The following is a 12,301-nucleotide window of genomic DNA, read 5'->3' as shown; positions in this document are numbered from 1 at the left end:
CGCGGTCGCGAAAGGCGGAAGCCCACAGCCCAACAAAAAACCGGCAGGCCGAAGCCCGCCGGTTCATTGACGTCAGATCGTTCGGCCGTCTCAGCCGCGCGGCGCGAAGGCCTTGAGCGTTGCGGCGGCCAGCGCCGACTTCAGGATGGCGCCGAGGATGAAGGGCACGGCACCCAGCGCGATCGCCTTGGGCAGGCCGATCAGGACAGCGAGCCAGGCCACGCCGATCACCAGGCAGAGCGCATTGCCGGCGAGCATCGCGGCGAAGGCGAGGCCGACGCGGCTGCCGTTCCAGCCGCGCTGCGCCAGCCAGCCGGTCAGGGCCGCGGCGAAGGGGAAGGCCAGCAGGTAGCCGCCGGTCGGGCCGGCGAAATAGGCAGCGCCACCGACGGCGCCGGCGAAGACGGGCAGGCCCATGGCGCCCTGCGCCAGCCAGGCGATGACGGTGACCGCGCCGAGGCGCCAGCCATAGAGCGCGCCGATCAGCGTGACGGCGAAGGTCTGCATGGTCATCGGCACCGGATACATCGGCACCTTGATCTGCGAGGACAGGGCCAGCAGCAGGCTGCCGACGATCACGGCGCCGGCCTGCCAGGCGAGCGAGCGGCTTTCCAGCCGCAGCGGGCTGAACGGGCGGCTGAGGGCGAGATCGGTCATGGTCACTCCTTGGTCGCGATCAAAATTATCTATAATTTCGATCTTTGATCTATGAGGAAGTCCATATCTCGCCGGAAAAGGCAAGCGCGCCTTTCGCTGCGGTATCCCCGCTGGCCCAAAAATCACGAGTCAGGGCAGAGCGTCATTCTCGGGCGTAGCGGAGCGAAGACCCGAGAATCTCTTGCCGGAAGAAGCACGCGGAGCCCTCTTCGGCAGGAGATGCTCGGGTCAAGCCCGAGCATGACGGCCATGGCATGTGCATGTTTACGGAACCCGCATTCGCAGCTTTGGCGCGCCCCTCACCCGACGATGGCAAAGGCCCCACGCGTCGCCCCGGAGGCCGTGCGGACCGGGCGCTCGCCGATCCATTGGGCATGCCGCGCCAGCGTCGTGATCGCGGTTTCCAGATCGCCATTGCGCAGGGCGTTGAGGATCGCGCGGTGGTCGTGGTCGGTGCGGGCCTCCCATTCCGAGCGCCAGGCCGAGAACAGGAAGCGCGCGCTGGCGGCGTGGAGATCGTCGATCGTCGCGAGCAGGCGCTTCATGCCGCAGGGCGCGACCAGCGTGCGGTGAAAGCGGCGATTCGCCTCCTCCCAGGCCCGAACGTCGGTGGCGGCGTCGCAATCGCGCCGCGCCTGCTCGGCCTTGTCGAGGATGGCGGCGGTGAGATGCGGCGCGGCATGGCGCAAGGCCAGCACCTCCAGCGCCGCGCGCATGGCCGCGACCTCCTTCACCTCCGACAGATCGAAGGAGGCGACGCGGACACCCCGGCGCGGCTCGCTGATCGCCAGCCCCTGCGCCTCCAGCCGGCGGAAAGCCTCGCGCACCGGGACATGACTGGTCTCGAATTCCGCGGCGATGTGATCCTGCCGCAGGCGCGAGCCGGGCTCGATCTCTCCGGCGATGATCCGCTCGGCCAGGGCCCTGGCGATGCGGACGGCGATGGTGTCTTCGGCAGGCTTCGTCATGATTTATAGATAATTCGGCCACGCGGCGGAGTCGATTGCGATCGGCGTGATCATCCCCACATCAGGGCCTCGCCGATCCTGACGCCTTCTGTCAGGAAGACGGCAGCAGCCGGGACGGCTGCGTGCTATTCATGCCGGGCAGATCGCCGCGAGGCTGGAAAGGCCCGGCATTTGCCCTATCTGTAGTGCTTCTCCTCGACCGGACGCCCCGATGGCCCGCAAGACCGAATCCGCCGCTGCCCAGGCCGCTGCGCTGGAAGACATGTTCGACCGCAACCGCGCGGCCGACCCGAACAGCCGCGCCATCACCGTGCGCGGCGCGCGCGAGCACAATCTCAAGAATGTCGACCTCGCAATTCCGCGCGACAAGCTCGTGGTCTTCACGGGTCTCTCCGGCTCCGGCAAGTCCTCGCTCGCTTTCGACACGATCTATGCCGAGGGCCAGCGCCGCTATGTCGAGTCGCTCTCGGCCTATGCCCGCCAGTTCCTCGAGATGATGCAGAAGCCCGATGTCGACCAGATCGACGGGCTTTCGCCGGCGATCTCGATCGAGCAGAAGACGACCTCGAAGAACCCGCGCTCGACCGTCGGCACGGTCACCGAGATCCACGACTACATGCGCCTGCTCTGGGCGCGCACCGGCATTCCCTATTCGCCCGCGACCGGCCTGCCGATCGAGAGCCAGACCGTCCAGCAGATGGTCGACCGCATGGTCGAATTGCCGGAGAAGACGCGCGGCTACCTGCTCGCGCCGGTGGTGCGCGGCCGCAAGGGCGAGTTCAAGAAGGAGATGGCCGACTGGCTGAAGCGCGGCTTCCAGCGCGTCAAGGTCAATGGCGAGTTCTACGAGATCCCGGACGCCCCGGCCCTCGACAAGAAGTTCAAGCACGACATCGACGTGGTCGTGGACCGGATCGTGATCCGGCCGGACCTCGGCGCCCGCCTCGCCGACTCGCTGGAGCAGGCGCTGGAGCTGACCGACGGCATCGCCGTCTTCGAATATGCCGACGAGAAGGAGGAGAACGGCGAGGCCAGGCGCGTCACCTTCTCGTCCAAGTTCGCCTGCCCGGTTTCCGGCTTCACTATCCCTGAGATCGAGCCCCGGCTGTTCTCGTTCAACAATCCGTTCGGCGCCTGCCCGGTCTGCGACGGCCTCGGCCACGAGATGCGGATCGACCCGGACATGATCGTCCCGGACGCCTCGCTGACGCTGAAGAAGGGCGCGATCGCTCCCTGGGCCAAGTCGACCTCGCCCTATTACGGCCAGACGCTGGAAGCGCTCGCCAAGCATTTCGGCTTCTCGATGACCAAGCCCTGGTCGGAATTGCCGGAGACTGCCCAGAAGGCGATCCTGTTCGGCACCGGCACCGAGCCCGTGCGCATGGCCTATAATGACGGCCTGCGCAGCTACGAGGTGAAGAAGCCCTTCGAGGGCGTCATCACCAATATGGAGCGGCGCTGGAAGGAGACGGAATCGGACTGGGCGCGCGAGGAGATCGGCCGCTTCATGTCCGAGACGCCCTGCGCCGCCTGCAACGGCTATCGCCTGAAGCCCGAGGCGCTGGCGGTGAAGATCGACGGCCGCCATATCGGCGAGGTCTCGAAGCTCTCGGTGAAGGACGCGCTGGACTGGGTCACCGCCCTGCCCGCCCGGCTCTCGAAGAAGCAGAACGAGATCGCCCCGCGCATCCTCAAGGAAATCCGCGACCGGCTGACCTTCCTGCTCGATGTCGGGCTGGAATACCTGACGCTCGCCCGCGCCTCCGGCACGCTGTCCGGCGGCGAGAGCCAGCGCATCCGCCTCGCCAGCCAGATCGGCTCGGGCCTGACCGGCGTGCTCTATGTGCTGGACGAGCCTTCGATCGGCCTGCACCAGCGCGACAACGAGCGCCTGCTCGGCACGCTGCGGCGCCTGCGCGACCTCGGCAACACGGTGATCGTGGTCGAGCATGACGAGGATGCGATCCTGACGGCCGACTATGTCGTCGATGTCGGCCCCGGCGCCGGCATCCATGGCGGCGAGATCGTCGCCAAGGGCACGCCGCAGGACATTCTCGACGACCCGAATTCGCTCACCGGCAAATATCTCACCGGCGAGATGTCGGTCGCGGTGCCGGCCAAGCGCCGCAAGGCCACGAGCGGCCGCAGCCTCAAGATCGTCGGCGCGCGCGGCAACAACCTGCGCAATGTCGATGTCGAGATCCCCTTGGGGATGTTCACCTGCATCACCGGCGTCTCCGGCGGCGGCAAGTCGACGCTGGTGATCGACACGCTCTACAAGGCGGTGGCGCGCAAGCTGAACGGCTCGATCGACCACCCGGCCCCGCATGACCGCATCGAGGGCATCGAGCATCTCGACAAGGTCATCGACATCGACCAGTCGCCGATCGGCCGCACGCCGCGCTCGAACCCGGCGACCTATACCGGCGCCTTCACGCCGATCCGCGAATGGTTCGCCGGCTTGCCGGAGGCGAAGGCGCGCGGCTATCAGGCCGGGCGCTTCTCGTTCAACGTCAAGGGCGGCCGCTGCGAGGCCTGCCAGGGCGACGGCCTCATCAAGATCGAGATGCATTTCCTGCCGGATGTCTACGTCACCTGCGACGTCTGCAAGGGCAAGCGCTACGACCGCGAAACCCTCGAAGTGAAGTATCGCGACAAATCGATCGCCGACGTGCTCGACATGTCGGTCGAGGAGGCGAAGGGCCTGTTCAAGGCGGTGCCCTCGATCCGCGACAAGATGGAGACGCTGGCGCGCGTCGGGCTCGACTATGTCAAGGTCGGCCAGCAGGCGACGACGCTCTCGGGCGGCGAGGCGCAGCGCGTCAAGCTCTCCAAGGAACTGTCGAAGCGCGCCACCGGCCGCACGCTCTACATCCTCGACGAGCCGACGACCGGCCTGCATTTCCATGACGTCGCCAAGCTCATGGAGGTGCTGCACGAGCTGGTCGACCAGGGCAATTCGGTGGTGGTGATCGAGCACAATCTCGAGGTGGTGAAGACCGCCGACTGGGTGATCGACATGGGCCCCGAAGGCGGCGACGGCGGCGGCCAGGTGGTGGCCGAAGGCACGCCGGAGGACATCGTCCGCATCGGCAAAGGCCACACCGCGCGCTTCCTCAAGGAGGTGCTGGACCGGCGGCCGATCAAGAAGGGCAAGGTGCAGCGGCAGGCGGCGGAGTAGCGCACAATTGCGGACGTTTTGGGCATCTATGCCTCTGGCCTTGCGCTCTCCGACGCATGCGCTCCGGGAGCGGGCTTAGAATGCCTTTTGCAATCCGCGCTGCAAGCCCCGGATCAGCACCCGGGCGGCGACGCAGCACACCGCCTGAAGCTAGGACGATTTACGACACGGGGCCCGCCAGTGCAGATCGGCGGGCAACTCCCCTTTAGCAGGCATTGTTCTTTTTTTGTTCTCATGATAATCGATTGGAAACCGATTCCGGCATCAAGTGCCGAGTCAGATTCCTGAGGACGTTCTTGGTGTGTCCTCTTTTGAGAATCGCAGAGAGATGAAATTTGTCGAAGCGCACACTAATAGGGGCAGTCGGACGGCAGGCGACAAGCAGAGGCTTTTTCCGAACTGCTATCGACAACGACCTGAAGCGCGCGCAGTTACAATGTTGCTGGAGGCATTCAGGTGCCTGAGTTCGTATCGCTATTCTCCGGCTTGGGCGGATTAGACCTTGGGCTTGAGACTGCCGGGTGGGATTGCGCTTATGCAACCGACATCGATCATCAGGCCGTCGAGAGCCTAAAGTCGAACGCGGGTCGTCCCTTAGGCGGCCGCAAGCGCTTCATGGCTAAGACGCTCGTGGAGCAAGGGGACATTCGCTTCCTTCAAGGTAGCGAACTGTTGAATAAGATCGGCCGGAGCAGGGGAGAGATCGAGTTGATGGCTGGCGGCCCTCCGTGCCAGTCGTGGAGCAGTGCGGGGCATCAGCTCGGATTTCAGGACCCGCGAGGTCGGCTGATCGCTGACTATCTGCGCGTGGCAGGAGAAATCGATTGCCGCTTTCTCATTTTCGAGAACGTCCGCGGCCTTGTGACTGCGCGGGGGGCCGATGGCATCCCCGGATCAGCGTTGGCATGGTTGAGGAAGAGACTGTTTGAGGCTGGGTGGCAAACTAGCGTCGAGCTTCTAAATGCTGCCGACTTAGGAGTTGCCCAAAGGCGCGTCCGTGTCGTTCTCATCGGCTACAGGTCTGGTGACGCCCCGGACCTGCCAAAGCCGACCCATGCTAAGAACCCTATTGATGCTGCTAAGCTGCCTTGGCGCACGCTAGGTGAATGCTTGTCAGCCATAGCCCCCCCGACGCTGGACGAGATAATCCGACCGACAGGAAAGCTCGCAGACCAGCTTGCACTTCTCTCTCCGGGAACTGGCGTAAAGAGCCCTGGGAAGGCCGAGGCAACCCGGCCAGGCGGGCATTGGGGATACAAGCAGGGTGCATTTATCGCTGATTTGGCCCTGCCGGCACGCACAGTGACCGCTAACGCCCAGCAAGATTGGATCAAGGATGTGAGCCTCGGAATTCGGCGGCTCAGCCCTAGAGAATGCGCAGCCATCCAAGCCTTTCCCGAAGGCTGGGCAATTGCAGGTAGTCGCACAGATCAATATAGGCTGATTGGCAATGCCGTTCCGCCACTTCTTGCGCAGGCATTGGGAAAAGCCTTGCTTACGTCAAATCGTAAGTCAATTACGGAGCGCAATTGGGATAGCGTCAGAGACCTCCCTGAGAAATTAGCGTCTGCCATCGCCTACACGAAGCGCGAGGAAGATAGGAACGGGGAATCGAGAAGAATTGCGCCCGTTAAGCGCCGAATGAAGCGCGTCGCATGAGCCCCGTAGCGCCGTTTACTTCGAGGGAATACCATCGAGACGCCGCAAAGGCAGCTGTAAGTATTTACGTTGCCGGGATGGATCCTGGGCCTTTGGCGGCAGAGTGGCGAGACGTGACGCGCCAAGTTCGCAAGCGGATACTGCGAACCTTAATCGATACCGATTACTTGCGAGATATTCGCCACCCTTTGACTAAGAGTGGGAAGCATCTACTCGTACTTAGACATCTTTTTGCTCCGCCGATCAGTCAGGATCAGCTAAAGCTGCTTCTTCCGCTTTACCCAAAAGGTGCTGAAAAGAAGGAGAGCAAGCTAAGCAAGGCTGCAGCGGATCAGTTCGCAGACGCATTCGAAAAGCGACGAGACCTTTCACTAACGAAGTGGCTTGAAACAAACTCTTTGCCAACAAAGACCCAAGTTCGACGCCTCTTACACACCGTAGCGCCGATGATTAGCTCGCAGATATTCAATACGGTCCGCCGGATTAGACTATCAAATGAACAAGAGAAAGCCGTTGAAGAACTACTTTTAAGCAAAGGCTGGACCAAAGACATTTCGAAATTGGTTAGCACCCCGGCCGATTTAGTCGGCTCGCATTACATGAGAAATACGAAATGCAAAACCAGAACCTCTCAAAAGGAGGTTGATATAGCGTGCGGAGTTAGCTCAAGCTTGATACTCGCGATGGAGTGCAAGGTTTCCAATGACTCAACCAATTCAATTAAGCGAGTAGCTGAGGTAATGGATAAGGTTAAAGCCTGGAAAGATCAATGGGGCGCCTTTATTCAGACCGCAGCCATGCTCCAAGGCGTCGTTGGACCCAGACAAGTTGATGCGCTTCTGGATAGCGATGTTTTGGTCTTCTGGTCACACGACTTGCAGCCGTTATCGGATTGGCTAGACCGGAAGGCCGGTCCCTAGGCGCATGATTTGATTTGAAAATCAAATACCTCGGGCGCTCGAAACCCCAACACCCTTTCCCGCTCGCGAATCCCTTTGATGGAGCGGGGTTCCAATCGTGCCTCGAGCAATGCGCTTCCGATTCGCGCTCCTCGGCGGCTACACCGCTGGCTTCAGCCGGCGGCCGAAGCCCACGTTCCTGACGTCGGCTAAGGGCCAAACTTATCCCCGCCCCTCATTACCCGCCCTATCCTGCCCTCGCCCATCACCCAAACGGGGCGGCCGTCCGGAGGTATGCTGGAGGTTGGGTGAGGGTCGGCGCCTGCGGGCGGGGGTTACGCCCTGCTCCCGGGAGGCTTCGGGGCACCGCCCTGGGGACACTACGGTCCCTGTGCGAGGAGCTCGCTGGGAACGGCCGGCCGTTGACGATGGCTATGGCGACGACGCGACGACCCGCTGAGGGACACTGGCGTCGAAACCCGCCCATCCTGAACCGCTTAGGCCCGATAAGCGCGGCCCGGAGCCCAAAATCGCCGGAGGCGGAGCGCCACGGGGCGTGCGACGGGTGGCTCAATCCCGCCGCGCCGCAGCCTGGCTCAACGGTTGCGGATTCTCTTCGCGCCTCGCGGCGCTCCGCCAGCCCTGTCCAGCCACCCCTCCCGCCGCGCAGCCGCGCGGGCGGATGATCCTGCGTGCCTGACCCCACCGGAGCCTCGCCATGCCGAAACGCCAGAACACCCCCGCCGCTACCCCGCCGATCACCGATTTCGAGAGCTGCCAGAGGGCGCGGTCCGCCCTGTTTCGCCGGCTGACCGACCAGCTCGAAATCTTCCGCGTCTGCCCGAACAGGACCTGCAAGCGGATGCGCGCCTGCCAGGATGCGCGCGGCGACTGCTTCCGCACCGTCTTGCGGGCCATGCCGGACGATACCCGCAGGTCCTTCGCCTACGCGATGGAGAACCGCGCCAACGGGCTCGAAACCGACGAGGCGATCGCGCAGGCCGAGGCCCGCGTCGCCGGGGAGAGCGCCCGGCACGGGAAGTGACAGGCCGTCATTCTCGGGCGAAGCGCAGCGCAGACCCGTGAATCTCCGGCCGGATGAGGCGCCCGAGCCTCCTTGTGATGAGATGCTCGGGTCAAGCCCGAGCATGACGCGCGCGGGGGCAGAGAAGCAGTCTGCGCCCCTCGCCCCTCAGAAGCGGTCGATGATCGTCACGCCCGTGCCCTCGAAACGGTCCATCGCCATCAGGGCGGGGATCGATTCGGCGAGGTCGATGCGGCGGCCGACGAGCTGCTGCGGGGTGAGCTTGCCGGCGCTGATCATGTCGAGCATCGCGCCATAGCGATGCGCCTGCATGCCGTGGCTGCCGAGGATTTCGAGCTCCTGGGCGATGACCTGCGCCATCGGGATCGGCGGCGTCGCCTGCTCCGCCAGCAGGAGCCCGACCTGGATATGCTTGCCGCGCTTGCGCAGGTTCGCCACCGAGTTGAAGCAGGTCTGGGGAGACCCGAGCGCATCGAGCGAGACATGGGCGCCGCCACTGGTCGCGTCGCGCACGGCGGCGACGACATCGGGTTGGGTCTTGGCGTTGATCGTCACCGCGGCGCCGACCTCGCGGGCGAGGCGCAATTTGTCGTCGGAGATGTCGACGGCGACGACGTTGGCGCCGAGCGCATTGGCGATCATGATCGCGGAGAGGCCGACGCCGCCGCAGCCATGGACGGCGACCCATTGCCCGCCCGTGACCTTGCCCTGGTCGACCACGGCGCGGAACGAGGTCACGAAGCGGCAGCCGAGGCTGGCGGCCGTGGCGAAATCGATCTCCTCGGGCAGGCGCACGAGGTTGAAATCGGCCCGGTCGATGCGGACGTATTCCGCGAACGAGCCCCAATGGGTGAAGCCGGGCTGGAACTGGTCGTCGCAGACCTGCTGGTTGCCGGAATGGCATTGCGGGCAGGAGCCGCAGCCCGAGACGAAGGGCACGGTGACGCGATCGCCCTCGCGGAAGCGCACGACGCTGCGGCCGACCGCGGCGATGACGCCGGCCAGCTCATGGCCCGGCACATGCGGCAGGCGGATATCGGGATCGTGCCCGACCCAGCCATGCCAGTCGCTGCGGCACAGGCCCGTCGCCTCGACCTTGATGATGACGCTGTGAGGCTCCGGGGTCGGGTCCGGCAGGATGCGGAGTTCGGGGGCCTGCCCGAAGGCTTCGTAGACGACGGCTTTCATGGGGCAGGCCTCCTTCAATCGAGGCCCGTGTCATGCGGCAGCGCGGGCGGAATCGTCAATCGCGGAGCTCCGGCCGGTGAGACGCCCTTAAGATTCCGCGCCTATGCTGCGTTCGCGCTCGGCCTGCCGCATCGGCAGGCTTTCCGAAGACGGCCGCGAAACATCCATGAGCGACAGCGTCCACGGCTCGACCATCAGCGACACATCCCGATCCGCGGCCGAGCCCGGTCTGCTCGGCAGCATCCTGGCCGGCTGCGGGCTGTTCATCCTGATGCTGTCGCTGCAACCCTTCGCCGGCGTGCCGGAGCAGACGGTGCCGGGCGAATCGACCGGCAACATCGTCAACCAGGTCGGCTGGTTCGGGCTCGGCCTCGTCTTCCTCGTGGCGATGCTCGGACTGACGCAGCGCGACGTGCTGACGCGTCTCGGCCTAAGCCGCTGGGCCATTGTCTTCGGCATCGCCGCGCTCTCGATCGCGCAATCGCTCGATCCGACCGCCTCGCTGCGCGGTTTGCTGCTGACCGCGATCGTGATGATCGTCGTCGCGGGCGTGCTCGTCCTGCCGCGCGACGAGCGCAGCTTTGCCACTGCTGCGGTCAATGCCTGCCTCGTGCTCCTGCTGCTGGTCTACGCCATGCTGGTCGTGGCGCCGCATCTGGTCGTCCACAGCGCGGAGGGCGCCGAGGGCGTCCATGCCGGCGACTGGCGCGGGCATCTCTCGCACAAGAACTTCGCCGCCCCGGTCTTCTCGATCGTGGCGATGATCGGCATCTATGGCTGGCGCAGCGGCCTGCGCTGGCGCGGCGCGCTCGTCGTCGCGCTCGGTGTGCTGTTCGTGCTCAACAGCGGCTCCAAGACGACGATGGGCTTCCTGCCGCTTGCCATCGGCGTGGTCACGCTGGCGCGCATCACCGGCCGGCCGGGACTAGCGGTTCTGGTCCATCTCGTGCTGGTCGCGTTGATCGCGGCACTGACCGTCGGCTCGGTGATGTCGCCGACGCTCAACGCCATGCTCAAGGCGGTGATTTCGGACCCGACCTTCACCGGCCGTGACGAGATCTGGAAATTCGCCCTGCAGCGCATCGCCGAGAAGCCCTGGCTCGGCTACGGCTATGCCAGCTTCTGGCAGACGCCGGCGGTGACCGGCTTCGAGGAGAACTACGAGGCGAGCTGGGATATCCGCGGCATCGGCTCCGGCCATAACAGCTATCTCGACGCGGCGCTGACCTTCGGCGTTCCCGGCGCGGTGTTGATGATCTGGCTGCTGATGGGCCGGCCGCTGATCGACTACATGCGCAGCCGGCAGATTCCGGAGAACCGCAATCTCGCCGACCTCTTCGCCATGATCCTGATCTTCATGACCTATGTCGGGATGCTCGAGACCTTCCCGCTCAACCGTGCCGATCCGCTCTGGGTGCTGTTCGCCATGGCGGTCATGGGGCTCGGCCTCGCCGCGCGGATGCGGACCAAGGCGCCCTGACGGCGGCGGCTCACTCCGCCGGAGCGAGCGCGGGGGCCTTGCGATTGCGCCATTGCTTCTGGCCGAGCACGTAGGGCTTCACCTTGAGGAAAGGCTTCTCGATCCAGAGCCATGACACCAGCGCGAAGGCGATGACGATCGGCGCCGAGACAGCGAAGAGCAGTGGCCCGTTGCCATGGGCGAAATCGGTCTGGCTGACGATCGCCTGCTGGATCGGGAAGCCGTAGAGATAGATGCCGTAGGACACGTCGAGCTTCTTGATGCGCGCCGGCAGATGCAGCGGCAGCAGGCCGAGATAGACCACGCAATAGGTCAGGAAGGGCGGCACGAAGAAGGCATATTCGCGCGGCGCGGCCATCAGGGCGATCGAGGCCAGGAGTGCTGCGACGAAGAGCAGCCAGTGCATCTTCACATGCTCGCGCCACTGGAAAAACAGGCAGCCGACCAGGAAATAGAAGACCACGACGGTCCAGTGATAGTTGCCCTCGGTGACGCCGAAGCCGACCTTGAACGCGGCAACCGTAGCGCCGAGGATCACAGCCAGCGACAGCGCGGCGAAGAGCAGCCGGCGGTGCAGGATGCCGACCGCGATCATGATCGCCATCAGAATGTAGCAATAGAATTCCGGCTTCAGCGTCCAGAGGTTCTGGTTGACCACGCCGGCGACCGGGTTGCTCTCGAACACGCCCGGCAGTTCGAAGCGGATGCGCCCGACGATATTGCCGAAATACTCCCAGAAGCGGATATCGGCGACATAGTCGCGCAGCAGCCAGGTTGTCAGCAACGGGCCGAGCACCAGCGCCGACAGGGTGATCTCGACGAAGAGCGCCGGCACGATGCGGATGGCGCGCAATGTGATGAAGGGCCGCACCGCGTCGGTCCGCATGGCGCTGCCGGTGACGAGGAAGCCGCTGAGCGCGAAGAAGGCCGGCACCAGGCTCATCAGGAAGATGCCATGCAGCCCTTCCCAGTCGCGGCTCGTATCGGCGCCCGCGACCCAGCCGGAATGCACCGCGAGGATGGTCAGAGACAGGATCAGGCGCATCGCATTGAAGCCGGGGCCTTCACCGCCGTTCCGGTTCAGGATATCGGCAGCGCTCGGAAGGGAACGGTAGTGCCGGATCATGCTTCACCTGGATGCGGGACTGCATCATGCGCAGGCGGCGATATGGCCCGGCAGCCGGACCTCTTTCAACAAATGCCGGCAGTTAATCTTAACCCGTG

At 64.5% G+C, this 12,301-nt stretch carries 9 protein-coding genes; 5 read left to right on the top strand and 4 right to left on the bottom strand.

Features of this window, described 5'->3' with window-relative positions:
- Nucleotides 1-90: 90 nt before the first annotated feature.
- Both AC07NY_RS20220 and AC07NY_RS20215 read right to left on the bottom strand, forming a co-directional pair.
- Entirely contained in the window at nt 91-657 is a 567-nt protein-coding gene (locus tag AC07NY_RS20220) for a biotin transporter BioY (protein WP_492286424.1), read from the bottom strand.
- Nucleotides 658-956: 299 nt separating this feature from the next.
- Nucleotides 957-1,625, bottom strand: a complete 669-nt coding sequence (locus tag AC07NY_RS20215) for a GntR family transcriptional regulator (RefSeq protein ID WP_494585297.1) — start codon at nt 1,623-1,625, stop codon at nt 957-959.
- Between the two features lie 211 nt (nt 1,626-1,836).
- Here AC07NY_RS20215 and uvrA point away from each other — a divergent pair, with 211 nt between their 5' ends.
- The 4 genes from uvrA (at nt 1,837) to AC07NY_RS20195 (ending at nt 8,409) form a co-directional block, all read left to right on the top strand.
- Nucleotides 1,837-4,806 (top strand): excinuclease ABC subunit UvrA, encoded by a 2,970-nt coding sequence (gene uvrA, locus AC07NY_RS20210; protein WP_494585296.1) that lies wholly within the window; start codon nt 1,837-1,839, stop codon nt 4,804-4,806.
- Nucleotides 4,807-5,262: 456 nt separating this feature from the next.
- On the top strand, nt 5,263-6,465 hold the full coding sequence (locus tag AC07NY_RS20205) for a DNA cytosine methyltransferase (RefSeq protein ID WP_494585295.1): 1,203 nt from the start codon (nt 5,263-5,265) through the stop codon (nt 6,463-6,465).
- A gap of 113 nt (nt 6,466-6,578) precedes the next feature.
- On the top strand, nt 6,579-7,385 hold the full coding sequence (locus tag AC07NY_RS20200; protein ID WP_494585294.1) for a XamI family restriction endonuclease: 807 nt from the start codon (nt 6,579-6,581) through the stop codon (nt 7,383-7,385).
- A 697-nt stretch (nt 7,386-8,082) separates the two neighbouring features.
- A complete protein-coding gene (locus tag AC07NY_RS20195; protein WP_494585293.1) occupies nt 8,083-8,409 on the top strand; it encodes a hypothetical protein in 327 nt (108 codons plus the stop codon).
- A gap of 147 nt (nt 8,410-8,556) precedes the next feature.
- Here the strand turns inward: AC07NY_RS20195 and AC07NY_RS20190 are convergent, their stop codons facing one another.
- Nucleotides 8,557-9,597, bottom strand: coding sequence for a zinc-dependent alcohol dehydrogenase family protein (locus AC07NY_RS20190; protein WP_494585292.1), 1,041 nt, complete (start codon nt 9,595-9,597; stop codon nt 8,557-8,559).
- Nucleotides 9,598-9,763: 166 nt separating this feature from the next.
- Between AC07NY_RS20190 and AC07NY_RS20185 the strand changes: the two genes are divergently transcribed.
- A complete protein-coding gene (locus AC07NY_RS20185) occupies nt 9,764-11,077 on the top strand; it encodes an O-antigen ligase family protein (protein WP_494585291.1) in 1,314 nt (437 codons plus the stop codon).
- 10 nt (nt 11,078-11,087) lie between these two features.
- On the opposite strand, the gene AC07NY_RS20180 is transcribed toward AC07NY_RS20185, so the two are convergent.
- Nucleotides 11,088-12,203, bottom strand: a complete 1,116-nt coding sequence (locus AC07NY_RS20180) for an acyltransferase family protein (protein WP_494585290.1) — start codon at nt 12,201-12,203, stop codon at nt 11,088-11,090.
- Between the last annotated feature and the right edge of the window lie 98 nt (nt 12,204-12,301).

This window comes from Allobosea sp. GW821-FHT09G06 (genome assembly GCF_059416005.1).
This window is presented reverse-complemented; position numbering and strand designations above follow the sequence as displayed.